The 18,791-nt window shown below is 72.7% G+C and carries 17 protein-coding genes; 13 read left to right on the top strand and 4 right to left on the bottom strand.

Annotated features, from left to right (window positions below):
• The first annotated feature begins 11 nt into the window (after window positions 1-11).
• From ACZ67M_RS28105 to ACZ67M_RS28090, 4 genes are read left to right on the top strand one after another with little or no spacing between them, the layout of a single operon-like run.
• Complete coding sequence (locus tag ACZ67M_RS28105) at window positions 12-1,127, top strand: FAD-dependent oxidoreductase (protein WP_469853375.1); 1,116 nt, start codon at window positions 12-14, stop codon at window positions 1,125-1,127.
• A gap of 6 nt (window positions 1,128-1,133) precedes the next feature.
• Entirely contained in the window at window positions 1,134-2,057 is a 924-nt protein-coding gene (locus ACZ67M_RS28100) for an alpha/beta hydrolase (protein ID WP_469853374.1), read from the top strand.
• A 36-nt stretch (window positions 2,058-2,093) separates the two neighbouring features.
• The gene (locus tag ACZ67M_RS28095; protein ID WP_469853373.1) at window positions 2,094-3,032 is read left to right on the top strand and encodes an MBL fold metallo-hydrolase; all 939 of its coding nucleotides are present in this window, start codon (window positions 2,094-2,096) and stop codon (window positions 3,030-3,032) included.
• Window positions 3,033-3,050: 18 nt separating this feature from the next.
• A complete protein-coding gene (locus tag ACZ67M_RS28090; RefSeq protein WP_469853371.1) occupies window positions 3,051-4,796 on the top strand; it encodes a CocE/NonD family hydrolase in 1,746 nt (581 codons plus the stop codon).
• Here the strand turns inward: ACZ67M_RS28090 and ACZ67M_RS28085 are convergent.
• The 3 genes from ACZ67M_RS28085 to ACZ67M_RS28075 are packed head-to-tail and all read right to left on the bottom strand — an operon-like array spanning window position 4,715 to window position 7,193.
• A complete protein-coding gene (locus ACZ67M_RS28085; protein ID WP_392018761.1) occupies window positions 4,715-5,293 on the bottom strand; it encodes an NUDIX domain-containing protein in 579 nt (192 codons plus the stop codon). The genes ACZ67M_RS28090 and ACZ67M_RS28085 overlap by 82 nt on opposite strands.
• Complete coding sequence (locus ACZ67M_RS28080; protein ID WP_467324559.1) at window positions 5,290-6,360, bottom strand: serine hydrolase domain-containing protein; 1,071 nt, start codon at window positions 6,358-6,360, stop codon at window positions 5,290-5,292. The genes ACZ67M_RS28085 and ACZ67M_RS28080 overlap by 4 nt, the downstream gene beginning before the upstream one ends.
• A complete protein-coding gene (locus tag ACZ67M_RS28075) occupies window positions 6,357-7,193 on the bottom strand; it encodes an IclR family transcriptional regulator (RefSeq protein WP_469853368.1) in 837 nt (278 codons plus the stop codon). Before ACZ67M_RS28075 ends, ACZ67M_RS28080 begins: the two co-directional genes overlap by 4 nt.
• Window positions 7,194-7,247: 54 nt before the next feature.
• Between ACZ67M_RS28075 and ACZ67M_RS28070 the strand changes: the two genes are divergently transcribed.
• From ACZ67M_RS28070 to ACZ67M_RS28050, 5 genes are read left to right on the top strand one after another with little or no spacing between them, the layout of a single operon-like run.
• Window positions 7,248-8,825: an ABC transporter substrate-binding protein gene (locus ACZ67M_RS28070; RefSeq protein WP_392018766.1), complete on the top strand. Its 1,578-nt coding sequence runs from the start codon at window positions 7,248-7,250 to the stop codon at window positions 8,823-8,825.
• Window positions 8,822-9,814, top strand: coding sequence for an ABC transporter permease (locus tag ACZ67M_RS28065; protein WP_392018767.1), 993 nt, complete (start codon window positions 8,822-8,824; stop codon window positions 9,812-9,814). The genes ACZ67M_RS28070 and ACZ67M_RS28065 overlap by 4 nt, the downstream gene beginning before the upstream one ends.
• Window positions 9,811-10,725 (top strand): ABC transporter permease, encoded by a 915-nt coding sequence (locus ACZ67M_RS28060; protein WP_392236397.1) that lies wholly within the window; start codon window positions 9,811-9,813, stop codon window positions 10,723-10,725. Before ACZ67M_RS28065 ends, ACZ67M_RS28060 begins: the two co-directional genes overlap by 4 nt.
• Complete coding sequence (locus tag ACZ67M_RS28055) at window positions 10,722-11,540, top strand: ABC transporter ATP-binding protein (RefSeq protein WP_361368217.1); 819 nt, start codon at window positions 10,722-10,724, stop codon at window positions 11,538-11,540. The genes ACZ67M_RS28060 and ACZ67M_RS28055 overlap by 4 nt, the downstream gene beginning before the upstream one ends.
• Window positions 11,537-12,424, top strand: coding sequence for an ATP-binding cassette domain-containing protein (locus ACZ67M_RS28050; RefSeq protein ID WP_392105220.1), 888 nt, complete (start codon window positions 11,537-11,539; stop codon window positions 12,422-12,424). Before ACZ67M_RS28055 ends, ACZ67M_RS28050 begins: the two co-directional genes overlap by 4 nt.
• An 11-nt stretch (window positions 12,425-12,435) precedes the next feature.
• Here the strand turns inward: ACZ67M_RS28050 and ACZ67M_RS28045 are convergent, their stop codons facing one another.
• Window positions 12,436-13,374: an ROK family protein gene (locus ACZ67M_RS28045; protein ID WP_355827186.1), complete on the bottom strand. Its 939-nt coding sequence runs from the start codon at window positions 13,372-13,374 to the stop codon at window positions 12,436-12,438.
• Between the two features lie 62 nt (window positions 13,375-13,436).
• Between ACZ67M_RS28045 and ACZ67M_RS28040 the strand changes: the two genes are divergently transcribed.
• The 4 genes from ACZ67M_RS28040 (at window position 13,437) to ACZ67M_RS28025 (ending at window position 18,791) form a co-directional block, all read left to right on the top strand.
• Window positions 13,437-14,207 (top strand): creatininase family protein, encoded by a 771-nt coding sequence (locus ACZ67M_RS28040; RefSeq protein WP_361368208.1) that lies wholly within the window; start codon window positions 13,437-13,439, stop codon window positions 14,205-14,207.
• Between the two features lie 23 nt (window positions 14,208-14,230).
• The gene (locus tag ACZ67M_RS28035; RefSeq protein ID WP_450738338.1) at window positions 14,231-15,358 is read left to right on the top strand and encodes a mandelate racemase/muconate lactonizing enzyme family protein; all 1,128 of its coding nucleotides are present in this window, start codon (window positions 14,231-14,233) and stop codon (window positions 15,356-15,358) included.
• Window positions 15,355-15,762, top strand: a complete 408-nt coding sequence (locus ACZ67M_RS28030; RefSeq protein WP_392018774.1) for a RidA family protein — start codon at window positions 15,355-15,357, stop codon at window positions 15,760-15,762. Before ACZ67M_RS28035 ends, ACZ67M_RS28030 begins: the two co-directional genes overlap by 4 nt.
• A gap of 104 nt (window positions 15,763-15,866) precedes the next feature.
• Window positions 15,867-18,791 (top strand): FAD-binding and (Fe-S)-binding domain-containing protein, encoded by a 2,925-nt coding sequence (locus ACZ67M_RS28025; RefSeq protein WP_469853364.1) that lies wholly within the window; start codon window positions 15,867-15,869, stop codon window positions 18,789-18,791.

Genomic DNA, 18,791 nt, shown 5'->3' with positions numbered 1-18,791 from the left:
GAGAACCATCCATGCAGCCATCGGACCTGAAGAAACTCAAGATCGCCGTCGTCGGAGCGGGATACGGCGGCGCCGCGGCCGCCAAGGCGCTGAGCCTGCTCGGCGCGCACGTGGACGTCTACGAGCAGGCGGGCCGGATCCGGGAGGTCGGCGCCGGCATCGGCCTGCGCCCCGCCACCATGAACCGCTTCCGCCAGTGGGGGGTCTTCGACGCCATCGCCGACGTCAGCTCGCCCAGCGAGTACTTCGAGATCCTCACCGCCACCGGCGACCCGATCATGAAGGAGACCTGGCCGGCCGACGGCGAGCAGACCCACACCCACCTGATCCACCGCGGGGACTTCATCGACGCCCTGATGGGTGTGCTCCCCGAGGGCATGGTGCACCTCGGGCACAAGCTGGAGGCCGTGCGGGACAAGGGCGACAGCGCCGTCCTCTCCTTCGCGAACGGCAGGACCGTGGAGGCCGACCTCGTCGTCGGCGCCGACGGCATCAAGTCGGCCGTGCGCCGGGAGCTGTTCGGCTACAAGGGTCCGGTCTTCTCCGGCGAGCACGCCTACCGCGCGGTCATCCCCGTCGACGCCGCCCACGGGATGGTCACCGACGACAACCTCCGCATGTACATCGGCCGCGGCACCAAGGTCTACCTGCTGCCGCTGCGCCACCGCGACCAGGTGTCGTTCGACATCACCGCCCTGTGCCCCGACGCCACCTGGACACCCGAGGTCACCAAGGACGACCTGCTCGCCACGGTGGCCGGCTTCGACGAGCGCCTGGTGAGCATCACCCGCGACCTCGACCTGGACACCGTGAACATCCGCGCGGTCTACGACATCGACCCGGTCGACACCTGGCACACCGGCTCCGTCGTCCTCGTCGGCGACGCGGCCCACTCGATGCTGCACCACCAGGGCCAGGGCGCCAACTCGGCCATCGAGGACGGCGGCGCGCTCGCCGACGCCCTGCGGGAGGCGGACTCCGTCCAGGAGGCGCTGGCCCTGTTCCAGGCCGTCCGCAAGCCGGTCACCGACGAGTTGCAGCGCATCTCCCGCCAGGGCTGGACCGAGGAAGAGATCAGCGACGTCTTCCCCGGTCAGAAGCCCGCCGCCGCTGCCGGACAGGAGTGACACGTCATGCCCTTGCATCCCGAGATCGCCGCGTTCCTCGCCGGCCTGCCGACCCCGCCCCAGGGCCCGCTCGACCCCGTCGCCATGCGTGCCGCGGACGAGGCGCACGTCGTGCCGCCCGAGAAACGCCTCCCGCTGCACGCCGTCGAGGACGCGACCGCCCGAACGGCGTCCGGCGAGGTACCGGTGCGGATCTACACGCCGGCCGAGGCCGACCGCCACGGCCTGCTGGTCTACTTCCACGGCGGCGCCTTCTTCCTCGGCAGCCCGGAGACCCACGACCACGTCGCGCGCTCCCTGGCGAAGGAGACCGGGCTCAAGGTGGTCTCCGTCGGCTACCGCCTGGCACCCGAGGCCGCCTTCCCCGCCGGGCTCGACGACTGCTACGCGGTCGTCCGCTGGGCAGCCGGGGAGGGTACGGGTCTCGCCTGGGACGGCGGCACCCTCGCCGTCGCAGGTGACAGCTCCGGCGGCACCCTCGCCGCCGCGGTCGCGGCCCGCGCCCACGACGACGGCTTCGACCGGATCACCCACCAGGTCCTCTACTACCCCTCACTCGACCTGGAATTCGACGTCGACCGATACCCGTCGCTGCGGGAGAACGCCGTGGGCTACGGCCTGGAGACGGCGGGGCTGAAGCCCTTCAACGCCTTCTACCTGGACAGCGGCGCCGATCCCGCCGACCCGCTCGTCTCACCGGTGAAGCGCGCCGACCTCACCGGGCTGCCGCCCGCACTGGTCGTCACGGGGGAGTACGACCCGATGCGCGACGAGGGCGAGCTGTACGGCCGGCGGCTCGGGGAGGCCGGCGTCCGGGCGACGGTGAGCCGGTACCGGGGCGCGGGCCACGGATTCGTCCAGCACTTCTCCTGGATCCCCGAGTACCACCGGGTCTTCGAGGAGACGCGCGACTTCCTCGCCCGCCGCTGACCAGGTCCCACGCGACATCCACCCGGAAGGAGGGCCATGACGCACTCCGCCACCGTCCACCCCCTGGTCTCGCCCTGGGGCCGGTTCGGTCTGTACAGCTTCTTCATCGACGCACCGGAGCCCGCGATCGTGGACACCGGCATCGCCTCCTCGCCCGCCGAGGGGATGGCTCCCGCACTCCGGGCGATCGGACGCCGCGTCGAGGACGTGCGCTGGATCCTGCTGACCCACGGTCACATCGACCACGTCGGCGGGGCCCACGCCCTGTGGGAACTGACCGGCGGGCGCGCACAGGTCGTCATCCACGAGGCCGACGCGCCGATGCTCCGCTCACGGCGGGCCCACGTGGCGGAGTACCGCGCGGGGCGGGGCCGCTACCTGGGCGACCACGAGGGAGAGGCCAAGGTGACGGCGGCCGCGGAGGCCGTCATCTCCGGCGAGATGGAGCCCACCCTGCTCGTCAGGGGCGGCGAGACCCTGTCCCTCGGCGGCGGAGTCACCGTCTCGGTGCACGCGGTCCCGGGGCACACCCCGGGGTCGGTCGCCTACGTCCTGGACGGGCAGCGCGCGGCCTTCGTCGGCGACGCCGTGCAGGTCCACGGGGCGGCCAACGGCTTCCCCGGTTACGTGGACCCGGCCGGCTACCGGGCCGGCCTGACCCACCTGCGCGACCGGGTCCGTCCCGAACGCCTGTACCTGGGACACCCCTACCGCCGTGCCGACGGCACGCCCTACGGCGTCGAGCTCGACGCCGCCGAGGCCCGCGAGGCCCTGGAGCAGAGCCTCGCCGTCGAGAGCCGTGTGGCCGACGCCGCGTGCACCTGTCTCGAAGCCGGCCTGGAGGAGACCCGGTCGCCGTACTCCCCGTTCGCCGGCGCGGCCGACGCCCTCGGATACAGCGGCGACCCCACCCTCGAACCGTCGCCGTTCTTCACCTCGATGCACGGTTACCGCATGCGCAACCAGAACGCGTAGCACAGGAGTTTCGCACCCATGACCGACTTCCACACCATCCAGGCGGGCGGCCAGAGCATCACCGTCCACAAGGACCTCCGTGTCCCGATGCGCGACGGCGTCACCCTGGCGGCCGACGCCTACGGCGGCACGGACGACACACCGCGCCCCGCGCTGGTCGCGCTGAGCCCGTACGGCAAGGAACTCCAGGCCCTCGCGCTCACCACGCCGCCGCAGCGCAGGCCCAGCCCCATGTGGGACGGCTGCATCGAGGCGGGGGACATCGCGCGCGTCGTCCACGAGGGCTACGTCCATGTCATCGGCGACCTGCGCGGATCCGGCGCCTCCGAGGGCGAGCACATAGGCAACTACAACGCCGGTGGTGTCCCGCTCGGCGAGGACGCCCACGACTTCATCGAGTGGGTCGCGGCCCAGCCGTGGTGCGACGGCAACGTCGGCATGATCGGCATCTCCTACTTCGGCTCGATGCAGGTGCTGGCCGCGGCCGAGCGGCCGCCGAGCCTCAAGGCGGTCTTCGTCAGCGGCGGCCACTACGACTTCTACGAGACCACCTACCACGGCGGCATCATGTGGCTCATGCCCCGCGCCGCCCGTGAGGGCCGGGGCGGCGACTCCGGCTGGGCCTTCACCGACGGCGTCAGGTCCCGCATGCTGGAGACGTTCTCGCCCGAGGAGATCAGGGAGAAGGTCGCCCGCCGGCTCCGGGACCCGGACGTGGCCGCGTGGCCCAACCTGGTCCATGTGCTCAACTACCCCAAGAACCACGAGGCGTGGTTCGACATCGTGATGAACGAGGTCGACGGGGACTGGTACGAGGAGCGCAACCCGATCACCCTCGCCCCCGCCGTCGACATCCCGGTCTGGCTCCAGATCGACCAGGGCCGAGGCTGGACGGTGGACGGCACCATCGAGCTGTACCAGTCGCTGAAGGGCCCCAAGAAGCTCGACATCGGCCCCTACCCGCCGATGCAGTCGCGCCCCTTCGTCGAGGAGCACGACAAGATGTTCCGCTGGTACGAGTACTGGCTCAAGGGCGTCGACAACGGGATCATGGACGAGCCCGCCGTCACCGTCCACGTGGAGGGCTCGCGCGAGTACGTCACCGGGACGCGGTGGCCGCCGAAGGACGTGGAGTACAAGTCCCTCTACCTGCGCCCGCGCCGGGCGCTCTCCTTCGAGCCCGAGCCGATGGGCACCGAATACGCCGCGCCCGACGGCTTCTACCAGGCACCGCTCACGGTGACCGACAAGGTCGAGATCATCGGCTGGAGCACGGCCGCGTTCACCGAGCCCACCGAGCTGATCGGGCAGGGCGCCGCGCACCTCTTCGCGGAGATCGACCAGCCCGACACGAACTTCATCCTGCGCCTGTGGGACCAGGCCCCGACGGGCGGGCGGCAGCTCGTCACCACCGCCTACCTCAAGGCCTCGCACCGCGAGCTGGACGAGGAGCGCACCACCGAGGGCGACCCGCACCACCCGCACACCCGCGCGGTGCCGGTGGAGCCGGGGACGATCGAGGAGTACGTGCTGCGGATCCACCCGTTCGCGGCGACGTTCCTGCCGGGCCACAAGCTGGTCGTGGAGCTGTCCAACGACGAACCCCTGGCCGACGAGCACAACGCGCTGCTGCCACCGGACGCCTTCCACCTGCCGGTGGGGCGGCCCGTCACCCACAAGATCTACCGCGACGCCGCGCACCCGTCCCGGCTGGTGCTGCCGTTCACGACGGTCGGGGCGGACGGGGAGCCGGCCAGCGTGTAGTGACGCACCCCGGCGACGCCCCGGTGTTCCGCCTCGGGCCACAGGCAGTCCAGGACCGAGGCGGACGGGGCGAAGAGGGCGGACGGGACCGCGTCCCGGGCGAACCACTCCCAGCGTTCGATCTTGTCGGGCTCGGTGACCCGGGGCGTGCCCGAGGCCCGCTCGGTCACGGCCGCCGCCGTCACCCGGGTCAGCCCGGCCAGGCCGTCGACGAACACGGCCAGCACGCCTACGTCCATGGCGGCCACCGTGAGTCCGGTCTCCTCCGCCAGTTCCCGGGCGGCGGCCGCCTCGAAGTCCTCGCCCGGGTCCACCTTGCCGCCGGGCAGCTCCCAGCGTCCGTCATGGCCGAGGCCGAGCAGGACCCGTCCGGCGGGATCGAGGACGGCGAGACCGACTCCGGTGAGGCTGTGCGGGGCGGGGCGCGCGCGTTCGGGGCGCTCGGCGCCGGGTGCGGGCGCGTGTCCGGGGTGCGGCTCGGGCTCGGCAGGGTTCATCCGGCCATTCCACACGGCGGGGCCGGCCTCGCGCCATCGCGGGGCAGTCCCGCGGCCGCGTCGTGGAACGCCCGGCGCAGGGCGACGATCCCGTCCCCGGCCCTGGTGGGGTGCACCCGGTTGGTGAGCAGCACGGCATAGCGCCCCGTGTCCGGGTCGACCCAGAGGCTGGTGCCGGTGAAGCCCGTGTGGCCGTACGAGGCGGGGCCGAACACGTCCCCGGCGGGGGAGCCGACGGGATCGCGGCCCTGCCAGGCGAGAGCGCGCCGCAGCGCCAAGTGGTCGGTGTGGCCCGCCGTCATGACGGCGAAGGTGCCGGGGCGCAGGAGTCCGCGGCCACCGTCGGCGAGTGCGGTGCCGAGGCGTTCCATGTCCGCCAGGGTGGAGAACAGGCCCGCGTGGCCGCCGACGCCGCCGAGCACCACCGCGTTCTCGTCGTGGACCTCGCCCACGACGGTGCGCCCGCGCCAGGGGCAGTCCTCGGTGGCGACCGCCCGCGCCCGCCGCCCGGCGTCCGGCCGGAACACGGTGTCCCGCATCCCGGCCGGCGCGCACACCAGCTCTTCCACCAGCGCGTCCAGCGGCCGTCCCGTCGCCGCCTCGGCGATCAGGCCCAGGACGATGAAGCCCTGCGAGGAGTACTGGACCCGGGTGCCGGGCTCCGCGGTCAGCGGCAGCAGCCGTACCGCCTCCAGCAGGGACGCACGGGTGGGACGGTCGCGGTAGAGCGGCACCTGACCGGGGATCCCCGAGGTGTGCGCGAGGAGTTGGCGTACCGTCAGGTCGGCCTTGTCGCCCCCTCGGTAGTCGGGCAGATACGTGCCCACCGTCGCGTCGAGCCCCAGCACACCGCGTTCGACCAGGGCCATCACCGCGAGCCCCGCGACCGGTTTCGTCACCGAGGCGAGGTCCCACAGGTCGTCGCCGTCCAGCGGCGGCCCGTCCCAGGACCGGGTGCCGGTCCAGCCGCGGTCCAGCGGGCCCTCCGGGTCTCCGACGGACCAGGCGGCCCCCGAGAACACCCGTCGTTCCCGCCCCTCGGCGAGCAGTTCGGCCAGGGCGCTCACGACCGCTCACCCCGCGAGGCGTCGTCCACCACGCCGAGGACCGGCGTGCGCGCGCCGAGCCCGGCCGACACCGTGCGCGCCGCGGCCCGCACCATCGGCCCGAACACCTCCACGCTGTCGGGATCCAGGGTGAAGGTCAGGCCCAGGATGCCGATCGCGCCCACGACCCTGCCCTCCGCGTCCAGGACGGGGGCCGCCACCGAGCGCACGTCCGGCTCGTCGTACTCGTCGTCCACGGCATACCCGCACAGTGCGGCGCGCGCCAGCACCGCCCGGACGGCGGCGGGCTCGGTGGGCGTGCTGGGCGTGCGGGCCTCCAGGCCGCCTACGTCCAGCACGGCGTCGACCTCCTCCGGAGGCAGGGCCGAGAGCATGGCGAGCCCCACACCGCACGCGTACAGCGGGGAGCGCAGGCCGGGCGCCGTGCTCATCCGGTACTCCCGGGCCTGCTCGGACCCCTCCAGGTACACCGCGTCGGCCGCGTGCCGCACCGCGTAGAACGCCACGTGTCCGGTGCGCCGCCGAAGGTCGGCGAGGACGGGCCGGGTGAGTTCGAGGACGCGGCTGTCGTTCAGGGCCGCCGCGGCCAGGCCCAGCAGGCGCGGGCCCGGGCGGTAGCTGCCGTTCTCCGCCGCCTCCGCGAAACCGTACTCCGCCATCGTCCGCAGGTGCCGGTGGACGGTGGGCTTGGTCAGTCCCGTGCGGCGCGCGATCTCGCCCAACCGGTGGGGACCGCCGGGCTGCACGAGCGCGTCGAGGACCTCCATCGCCTTGTCGACGGGGCCCTTCACGAGTTCCTGATCGACCGACCGGGTGTTGACCGCTTTCACCATGTCGCTTAGCTTAACCCAACCGCATTCCATCTGACGGAACGGAGGTGTTGTTCAATGGAACGAATTCATCAGGGGCGCACGATGGACCGCAGCCGTCCCACCCGACGTCACGTCCTGCGGACCGGCGGTCTGCTCCTGGGAGCCCTCGGCGCCCCGGCGCTCCTGACCGCGTGCGGCACGACGGCCGCCGCGGACCGGGCCGGCAACGTCCTGCGGGTCTCCCAGCCCGGGGACCCCAAGACGCTGGACCCGCAGAAGCAGGGCGACATGGTGTCGATGAACGTCCTGATCAACATGTTCGACACGCTCACCACCCGGGGCCGGGACAACCGGCTGCACCCCAGGCTCGCCCTCTCCTGGAAGGCCACCGACGCGCGCACCTGGCGCTTCACCCTCCGACCCGGCGTGACCTTCCACAACGGTGAGGCGTGCGACGCGCGGGCCGTCGCCTTCAGCATCGAGCGGCTGCTCGACCCCGCCACCAAGTCCCCGATCGTCGAACTGCGCTTCGTCAAGGGCGTCACCGTGGTCGACCGCCTCACCGTGGACTTCCACACCACCGTGCACGACCCGATCCTGCCCGCGAAGCTCTCCCTCTTCGGCGGTGTGGTCGTGCCGCCCCGCCACCTGGCCGAGGTGGGCGACGCCGAGTTCGCCGACCACCCCGTCGGCACCGGCCCCTTCACCTACGTCAGCTGGCAGCGCGACCACGAACTGCGCATGCGGGCCCACGCCGGCCACTGGAACGGACGGCCCGCCGTCGACGGCCTCGTCTTCAGTCCCGCGCCGAACGCCTCCTCCTCCCTGGCCGCGCTCCAGAGCGGAGGCGTCGACCTCGTCGCCGGACTCACCCCGGACGCCGCCCAGCAACTGGAGGGCTACGGCGGCGTCTCGCTGGACGGCCACACCGGCATCCGCACCGCCTACCTGTCCCTGAACACCCTGGAACGCGGCCCGCTCCAGGACCGCCGGGTCCGCCAGGCCCTCAACCACGCCATCGACGTACCCCTGCTGATCAAGGCGGTGCTCGGCGGCAAGGCGACCGAGACACCCGCCCTCGTCCCGCGCGGCGCCTTCGGCTTCGACCCCACCGTCAAGCCGTTCGAGCGGTCCGTCGAGACCGCGCGCGCCCTCCTCGCCGACGCCGGGCACCCGCGCGGCTTCGCCACGACGATCACCGCCTCCAACGTCGACGCCAACGTCGCCGAGGCCCTGTCCGGACTGCTGGCCGAGGCGGGGGTGGACGCACGCGTGAACCTCCTCGACCCCGGCACCTACTCGGCCCGGCTCACCTCCGACAACCGGGGAGCGCTCGGCCCGATCTACCTCGCGGCGAGCACCGTCTGGACGATGGACGGCGCGAGCATCGTCCAGTCCAACGTGCGCAGCGACCGGCGCCAGAGCCGCTGGCACTCCGAGGAGGCCGACCGCCTCATCGACCTCGAGGAACTCTCCGAGGACCCCGCCGAACGCGAACGGGCCTTCTCCGACCTGCAACGGCTGATGCGCCAGGAGGCGCCCTTCGTCTTCCTCTACCAGATCGACAACATCTTCGCCCGCAACGACCGCCCCCGCTGGACACCCGGCTCCGCGGGCGTCCTCGCCATGGAGAGCGCGGAGGTGTCCCGATGAGCGCCCCCACCCTCGACAAACCCCCCGCCCCCGCGCAGACCACACCCCGCCGCCCGGACCGGACCGGGCTGCTGCGCACGGTGCTCAGGCGCCTGGCCACCGCGCTGTTCGTCCTGCTGTGCACCGCGACGGTCTCCTTCTTCCTGGTACGGCTCTCCGGCGACCCCGTGAAGATCCTGCTGCCGCCCGACGCCACCGCCGAGCAGGAGAACGTGCTGCGCGCCTCCCTCGGCCTGGACCAGCCGCTGTTCGCGCAGTACCTCGACTACCTCTGGGGACTGCTCCGCCTCGACTTCGGCGACTCCCTGGTCTACGGCCAGCCCGTGAGCGAGATCCTCGCCGACCGGCTGCCCGCCACCATCGAACTGGCCGCCGCCGCCCTCGCGGTGACCCTCGTCGTCGCCGTCCCGGCGGGCATCTTCGCCGCCATGCGCCGCGGGCGCGGCTCCGACCACACCGTGATGACCGGCGTCCTGCTGGGCCAGTCCACCCCGCCGTTCTGGGTCGGCATCCTGCTCATCCTGGTCTTCGCCGTCTGGCTGCGCGCCCTGCCCGCCTCCGGCTACGGCACCTTCGCCAACCTCGTCCTGCCGGCCGTCACCCTCGCCGTCTACTCCGTCGCCGTCGTCGCGCGCCTGCTGCGCTCCTCGCTGATCGACGTCCTGTCCTCCGACCACATCCGCAGCGCCCGCGCCAAGGGCTTCGGCCCCCTCAAGGTGGTTCTCAGGCACGGACTGCGCAACGCCTCGCTGCCGGTGGTGACCGTCGTCGGCCTGGAGGTCGGCAACCTGCTCGGCGGGGCGATCCTCACCGAACGGGTCTTCTCCTGGCCCGGAGTCGGCCAGCTGACCGTCGAGGCGATCTCCAACCGCGACTTCCCGCTCGTCCAGGCCACCGTCCTGTTCTTCGCAGCCACCTTCGTCGTGGTGAACCTGCTCGTCGACCTCTCCTACAGCTTCCTCGACCCGAGGGTGAGGACGTCACGATGACCGTCATGTCACCGGCCGCCACCGACCGGACCCCGGCCGCGGCACCGTCCGGCGGCTCGGGCTCCGCCGTCCTGCGGGCCCTGCTGCGCAACAAGCTCGCCGTCGCGGCCCTGGCCGTACTCGCGCTGCTGCTGCTCGCCGCCCTGTTCGCACCCCTGATCGCCCCCTACGACCCCAACACGCAGAACCTCCTCCTGAGGCTGCGTCCCCCCGCCTGGCAGGACGGCGGCAGCGGCGCCCACCTCCTGGGCACCGACCAGCTCGGACGCGACATGCTCTCCCGCGTCATCTACGGCGCCCGGGTCTCCCTGCTCGTCGGCGCCGGCGCGGCGCTCCTCGCCGGAGTCATCGGCACCGTCGTGGGACTGTCCGCCGGGTACTTCGGCGGCTGGGCCGACCGCACCCTCATGCGGCTCGCCGACGTCCAGCTCGCCTTCCCGTCGCTGCTGCTGGCCCTCGCCATCGTCGGCTTCCTCGGCTCGGGCCTGTGGTACGTGATCCTGGTGCTCGGCTTCACCGGCTGGGTCTCCTACGCCCGCGTCGTGCGCTCCGAGGTGATGTCCCTGCGCACCCGAGACTTCGTCACCGAGGCCCGCGCGATCGGCGTCACCGACGTCACCATCATGCGCCGCCACCTGCTGCCCAACGTGATGGCACCGCTGGCCACCATCGGCACCCTGCACGTCGCCGCCGCCATCGTCGCCGAGGCCTCCCTGAGCTACCTCGGCCTGGGTGTGCCCAAGGAGACGGTCACCTGGGGCGGCATGCTCTCCGACGGCCAGCTCTACCTGGGCACCTCCTGGTGGGTCGCCGTCTTCCCCGGCATCGCCCTGATGCTCACCTCCCTCGCCATCAACATCACCGGCGACGCCCTCAGGGACGTCGCGGACCCGAAGGCCTACCGCCGATGACCCACGACCGACCGACCCCGCAGCCGCTGCTGGAGATAGACGGCCTCAGCGTCGACTTCCGCCTGGAGACCTCCGTCGTCCACGCCGTCAAGGACGTCTCCCTGCACGTCCACGCCGGTGAAACCCTCGCCGTCGTGGGGGAGTCGGGCAGCGGCAAGAGCGCCACCGCCCTCTCCGTCCTGCGCCTCAACCCGAGCCCGCCGTGCGTCTACGCGAGCGGTGAGATCCGCTTCGACGGACGCGACCTGCTGAAACTCACCGAGAAGGACCTCGGGCGGGTCCGCGGCCGCGACATCGCCATGGTCTTCCAGGACCCGATGACCTGCCTCGACCCCCTCCAGCGGGTCGGCGCCCAGGTCGCCGAGGTACTCGGGCACCACACCGGCATGTCCCGCGCCGAGGCGAAGGAGGCCGCGCTGGCCGCCCTGGACGAGGTCGGCATCCCCGACCCCGCCCTGCGCTACCGCCAGTACCCGCACGAACTCTCCGGAGGCCTGCGCCAGCGCGTGATGATCGCGACGGCGCTGGTCGCACGGCCCCGCGTGCTCATCGCCGACGAGCCGACCACGGCCCTGGACGTCACCGTGCAGCGCCAGATCCTCGACCTGCTCGTCACCCTCCAGCACAAGCACGACATGGCCGTCGTGCTGATCACCCACGACCTCGCCGTCGTCGCGGAGACCGCCGACCGCGTCGTGGTCATGAACAAGGGCCGCGTCGTCGAGACCGGCGACGTCCTCGACGTCTTCGACCGTCCGGCCGACGACTACACCCGCAAGCTGCTGGCGGCCACCCCGCGACTGGAGGCGGCATGACCACGGAAACCACCGAGGCCACCGGACCAACACCCGCGGCCGCCAAGGTCCTCCTCGAACTCGTCGGACTGCGCAAGGAGTTCGGCACGCACGCCACGACCACCGCCGTCGACGACGTGTCGCTCGAAGTCCACGAGGGCGAGACCCTCGCCCTCGTCGGCGAATCCGGCTGCGGCAAGACCACCCTGACCCGGCTGCTGCTGCGGCTCCTGGAACCCACCGCCGGCAGCGTCCGCTTCGACGGGCAGGACCTCGCCGCCCTCTCCGCGCCCGAACTGCGCGCCGTGCGCCGGCAGATGCAGGTCGTCCTCCAGGACCCCTACTCCAGCATGAACCCGCGCATGCGCATCACGGACATCGTCGCCGAACCCCTCGTCACCCACGACCCCGAGGCGCGCGGACGGCGCGCACGGCCCCGCACCCGCGAACGCGTCGGCGAACTCCTGGAGGCGGTGGGCCTGGACGCCGGTGTCCAGGACCGCTACCCGCACGAGTTCTCCGGCGGACAGCGCCAGCGCGTCTCGATAGCGCGTGCCCTGGCCCTGCGCCCCCGCCTCCTCGTCCTGGACGAACCGACCAGCGCCCTGGACGTCTCCGTGCAGGCGACGGTCCTCGACCTCCTGGCCGACCTCCAGCAACGGCTCGGGCTGACCTACGTGTTCGTCTCCCACAACCTCGCCGTCGTCGGACAGGTCGCCGACCGGGTCGCCGTCATGCGCCGGGGGAGCCTGGTCGAGGTCGGCGACACGGCGGAGGTACTGCGCTCACCGCGCCACCCCTACACGCGGCAACTCCTGGACGCCGTACCCGTCCTCGACCCGCGCAAGGGGCGCCGCGCGGCACAGCGCGCCGCCGCCTCGCCGACGGCCGAGGCGAGCCGATGACCCGCACCGCCCTACAAGTGCGACAGCACCAGACCCGCACCGCCGAGCAGCGCGACGTCGTCGACGGCGGCGGTGCCCACCAGCACCCGGGGCTGCTCGGCCTCGGTGAAGGCGACGGCCTCGCGCAGCCGCTCCTCCACCACGGTCCGGAAGCGCTCACCGCCCTCACGCGCCTCACCGTGCAGGATGAAGAGACCGGGCGCGAACAGCTGCTGCACGTTCACCAGACCCAGCGCGAGGTTGTGCGCGTACTCCTCCACCACCCGTCCGGCGAGCGCGTCCCCGCCGTTCACCAGCGCCTCCAGCGACACCGCCGGACCGAGGCCCGCATCCCGCGCCCGGGCGCGCAGCCAGCCGGTCGTGGCCACCGTCTTCCAGCAGCCCCGGCTGCCGCACGTGCAGCGCTCGCCACTGGCCGACACGGTCATGTGCGCGCCGCTGCGCCCGCCGGGCGGGGCCATCACCTCGCCGTCGTACAGGACACCGACCCCGAGCACCTCGCCCGTCGACACCGAGGCGAAGGTGCGCCGCCCGCGGCCCGCGCCGAACCAGCGGTCGCCGAGCACCTGGAGCCGCGCCCGGTGCTCCACCCGCACCCCGGCGCCGGTGAGCGCGCCGAGCCGCTCCGTCACCGGATAGCCGTGCAGGGCGGGCACGTCGTTCACCTCCAGGATCAGCCCCGCGCGGGGGTCCACCAGCCCCGCCGCGGCCACGCCGATCCCCTGGAGGTCGTGCGCGGCGAAGACACCGGCGGCCTCCTCCAGCGCGGCGTCGATGTCCGCCGGCGTCGCACCGGCCGCGTCGTACGACGACTCGGCGCGGTCCAGCACCCGGCCCGCCACGGACAGCACGGCCGCCCTGACCCGGCCGGGCACCAGCTCGACGGCGCCCAGCCGCCGCGGCGCGGGCGGCGCGGCCGGTCGCGGCACGGCCGCGGGGACCAGTCGCAACGGAGAACTTTTGTGGACCATGCGCCGACTCTGCCACGGCCCCGTTTCGGAGAGGTAGCACCGTGAGCCAATCGAGACTGACCGAACTCACCTGGCGCGAGGTCCGCCGGGCCGGTGAGCGGGGCATCGCCCTGCTGCCCATCGGCTCGCAGGAGCAGCACGCCGGGCACCTGCCCATGGGCACCGACACCCTCCTGGTCGAGGAGGTAGTGGACCGGGCGCTGGACCTCCTCTCCCGGGAGGCGGCCGCACCCGAGGTCGTACGCCTGCCGGCGCTGCCCTTCGGCCACAGCCCGCACCACCTGTTCGCCGCCGCCGTCTCGCTCTCCGCCGCCACCCTGGGCGCGGTCCTCGACGACGTCCTCGACTCGCTCGTGACCAGCGGACACCACCGGGTGATGGTCGTGAACGGCCACGGCGGCAACGACGAGATCATGCGGCTCGCCGTGAAGCGGTTCGCGCTGCGCGCCCGGGTGACCGTCGCCGCCTGCTCGTACTGGACCCTCACCGCGGGCGAGGACGGGGCGGGCCGGCCGGACGTCACCCCGGGGCACGCCGGATGGTTCGAGACCTCACTGATGCTCGCCGCCCACCCCCGTCTGGTGCGCACACCCGTGCCCGCCCGCGCCCCGGTGGAGCCGCCGCCCCTGTTCGACAACCCGCCGCACCCCGGCCTGACCGTGGAACGCCACGGCGAGTGGGAGCGGGTCGACGGAGCCACGGACGACGCGTCCGGCGCCGACGCCGTCCGGGGCGGCCTGCTGCTGGACGACCGGGCGCGCGGCCTCGCCGACGCGATCCGGGCGTTCGACACGGCGAGCCGGCCGTCCTGATGAAGCTGCGACAAGGAGAAGCAATGAAGATCACTGACGTGGACGTGTGGGTCGTCAACCTCCCGCTGGTCAACCCCTTCACGAGTTCGTTCGAGACCAAGACCGGCGAGACCCGCACCGTCGTCCGCATCCGCACCGACGACGGCGTCGAGGGCTGGGGCGAGACGATGTGGGGCGCCCCGGTCGCCGCGATCGTCCGGCAACTGGCCCCCGACCTGATCGGGACCAGCCCCTTCGCCCTGGAGAGCTTCCACCGCAAGCAGCACATGGTGCCGTTCTTCTACGGCTACCTCGGCTACGCGGCGCTCGCCGCCGTCGACGTCGCCTGCTGGGACGCGATGGGCAAGGCGACCGGCCAGTCCCTCACCGACCTGCTGGGCGGCCCCGTGCGGGACGAGGTCCCGATCACCGCGCTCATCACCCGCGCCGACGCGCCGGGCGCCACGCCGGCGGACCTGCCCAGGGCCCTGGCGGAGCACACCGTGCGCGTCGTCGCCGAGGGCGGCTTCGACGCCGTCAAGCTCAAGGGCACCAAGGACTGCGCGGGCGACGTCGCCATCCTGCGCGCGGTCCGCGAGGCGCTGCCCGGGGTGAACCTGCGCGTCGACCCGAACGCCGCCTGGTCCGTCCCCGACTCGGTGCGCGCCGGGATCGCGCTGGAGGAACTCGACCTGGAGTACCTGGAGGACCCGTGCGTCGGCATCGAGGGCATGAGCCAGGTGAAGGCGAAGGTGCGCATCCCGCTGTGCACCAACATGTGCGTCGTCCGCTTCGAGGACTTCGCGCCCGCCATGCGGCTGAACGCCGTGGACGTCATCCACGGTGACGTCTACAAGTGGGGCGGCATCGCCGCGACCAAGGCGCTCGCCGCGCACTGCGAGACCTTCGGCCTCGGCATGAACCTGCACAGCGGCGGTGAACTCGGCATCGCCACGGCCGCGCACCTGGCCGTCGTGTCGAGCACACCCGTCCTCTCCCGGGCGATCGACAGCATGTACTACCTGCACGCGGACGACATCATCGAGCCGCTGCACCTGGAGAACGGCAGGCTGCGGGTGCCGTCAGGACCGGGCCTGGGCGTGCGGGTGGACGAGGACAAGCTCCGGCACTACGCCGGGGTCAACGAGCGGGACGGAGACCTCACCGGATGAGCGGGCGGACCGGAAAGCGAGCCGTGCGCACGACCGGGGCTCCCCGGCCGGCGGGCGCGTACGCGCAGGGCGTGGTGGCCGGCGGACTGCTGTTCACGGCCGGGTTCGGCCCGCAGGACCCGGCCACCGGCGAGGTGCCCGAAGGCGTCGGCGCGCAGACCGCACAGGTGCTGCGCAACGTCAGCGCGGTCCTCGCCGAGGAAGGGCTCTCCCTGGGGGACGTCGTGAAGGTGACCACGCACCTGCAACACCTGAAGCGGGACTTCGCCGCCTACGACGCCGCCTACCGCGAGTTCTTCGACGAGCCCTGCCCGGTGCGCACCACCGTCGGGTCGGACCTGATGGACATCCTCGTGGAGATCGACGTGGTGGCCGCCCTGCCCGGCCCTCCCACGCCGGAGTGACCACCCTTCCGCGCTCGCGTGCCCCGGCACACCCCGGGGCACGCGAGCCCTTCGCAGTCGTACGCTGATCAGCACCGAACGAGACCGTGTGGGAGACGAACGTCATGCCCCTGCTGGAGCCCAAGCCGGACAGCCTCCGCCCGGGATCGGCCCGCGCCGCCGCGGCCGACCGGGTCCCCGACCGGGGTGCCTCGGGCACACCCGAGCGGCTCCGCGCGGAGCTGACCGCACTGCTCGGTCCCGAGAAGGTCCGCTGGAAGGTCTCCGACCTGGTCAAGTACGCCTCCGACGCCAGCCCCTACCGGTTCGTCCCGCAGGTCGTCGTCCTGCCCGAGACCACCGAGGACATCTCCGCGATCATGGGGTACGCGCGCTCCCACGGCCGCGATCTCGTCTTCCGCGCCGCCGGCACCAGCCTGAACGGCCAGGCCCAGGGCGAGGACATCCTCGTCGACGTCCGCCGCCACTTCACCGGCGTGCAGGTCCTGGACGACGGCGCGCGGGCCCGCATCCGTCCCGGCACCACCGTGATGCGGGCCAACGCGACCCTCGCCCGGTACGGCAGGGTCCTGGGCCCCGACCCGGCCAGCGCCATCGCCTGCACCGTCGGAGGGGTCGTCGCCAACAACGCCTCCGGCATGACCGCGGGCACCAGCCGCAACTCGTACCGCACCCTCGCCTCGCTGACCTTCGTGCTGCCGAGCGGCACCGTCGTCGACACGGCCGCCCCGGACGCGGACGAGGAGCTGGCCCGCACCGAGCCGGACCTGTGCGCGGGTCTGCTCGCCCTCAAGGCGGAGATCGAGGCGGACGCGGCACTCACCGACCGCATCCGGGCCAAGTACGAGATCAAGAACACCAACGGCTACCGGCTCGACGCCTTCCTGGACGGCACCACGCCCGTGGAGATCCTGCGCGGTCTGATGGTCGGCTCCCAGGGCACCTTCGGGTTCATCTCCGACGTCGTCTTCGACACCCTGCCCTTGGACCGCCGGGTCACCAGTGGCCTGCTCTTCTTCCCGTCGCTGACCGCCGCCGCGGCGGCCGTGCCCCTCTTCAACGAGGCCGGGGCCCTGGCCGTCGAACTGATGGACGGCAACACCCTGCGCGCCTCGGTCAGCGTGCGGGGCGTGCCGGCGGACTGGGCAGGACTGCCGCGCGAGACGGCCGCGCTGCTGGTGGAGTTCCGGGCACCGGACGAGGCGGGCCAGGAGGCGTACGAACGGGCGGCGGCCGACGTCCTGGAACGGCTGAGCCTCGTCGCCCCCGTCGCCTCCGTGACCAACGAGTTCACCCGCGACGCCAAGGTCATCTCGGGGTACTGGAAGGCCCGCAAGGCGTTCGTCACCGCGGTCGGCGGCTCCCGGCCGGCGGGCACCACGCTGATCACGGAGGACTTCGCGGTCCCGCCGTCCCGGCTGGCCGATGCCTGCGAGGCCCTGCTCCGGCTCCAGGCCGGCCACGGTTTCGACGCGGCCGTCGCCGGTCACGCCGCCCACGGCAACCTGCACTTCCTGCTCGCCTTCGACGCGTCGAAGGCGGCCGACGTCGACCGGTACGCCGCCTTCATGGACGACTTCTGCCGGATGACCGTGGAGCGCTTCGACGGGTCGCTGAAGGCCGAGCACGCCACCGGACGCAACATCGCCCCGTTCCTGGAGCTGGAGTGGGGCCCGAGGGCGACCGACCTGATGTGGCGCACGAAGCAACTCGTCGACCCCGACGGCGTCCTGGCACCCCGGATCGTCCTGGACCGGGACCCCAGGGCCCACCTGCGCGGCCTCAAGACGATCCCCGGCATCGAAGCCGTCGCCGACCCCTGCATCGAGTGCGGCTTCTGCGAACCCACCTGCCCCAGCCACGACCTGACGACCACGCCACGCCAGCGGATCGTGCTGCGCCGGGAGATGATGCGCCAGCCGGACGGCTCACCGGTGGAGGAACAACTCCTCGCCTCCTACGGCTACGACGCCGTCGACACCTGCGCGGGCGACTCCACCTGCCGGATCGCGTGCCCCGTCGGCATCGACACCGGCGCCATGATGAAGGACTTCCGGCACCAGCGGCACTCCCCCCGAGAGGAGCGGATCGCCGCGCTCACCGCCAGGCGGTTCAAGGCCGTCGAGGCGTCGGCGCGGCTGGCGGTGGGCGCGGCCGACCGGATCGCCGACCGGCTGCTGACGGCCGCCACCGGCCTCGCCCGCAAGGCCGTAAGCCCCGACCTGGTGCCCGAGTGGCTGCCGGAGATCCCCGGTGCCGCCGCCCGCGCCGTGCCCCGCACCACGAAGACGGACGCGCGGGCCGTCTACTACCCCGCCTGCGTCAACCGCATCTTCGGCGGCGCCGGAAGCGACGACACCCCCTCGCTCCAGCAGGCCGTGGTCGACGTCTCGGCCCGCGCCGGCAAACCGGTCTGGATCCCGGACGACGTCGCCGGCACCTGCTGCTCGACGATCTGGCACTCCAAGGGCTACGAGGACGCCAACACCGTGATGGCCAACCGCGTCGTCGAGGCCGCCTGGGCCTGGACCGACGGCGGACGGCTCCCGCTGGTCGTCGACGCCTCCTCCTGCACCCTGGGCATCGCCGACGAGGTCGTCCCCCACCTCACCGAGGCCAACCGGGAACTGCACCGGCACCTCACGGTGGTCGACTCCGTCGTCTGGGCCGCCGAGGAACTCCTGCCCGGGCTCACGATCCGGCGCACCGCCCGCTCGGCGGTACTGCACCCCACCTGCTCGATGCAGCACCTCGGCGACGTCGGTCAACTGCGTGAGGTCGCCGAGGCGGTCGCCGACGAGGTCGTCGTCCCGGACGACGCCGGATGCTGCGCCTTCGCCGGTGACCGGGGCATGCTGCACAAGGAGCTGACGGCGTCGGCGACGGAGAAGGAGGCCGCCGAGGTCACCTCGCGCGCCTACGACGCCCACCTGTCCGCCAACCGGATGTGCGAGATCGGCATGGACCGGGCGACGGGGCGCTCGTACCACTCCGTCCTGATCGAACTGGACCGGGCGACCCGGCCCTGA

This window comes from Streptomyces sp. NPDC107500, from assembly GCF_055582785.1.
Note: the sequence above shows the minus strand (reverse complement) of the source record. Positions and strands in the feature narration are given on the sequence as shown.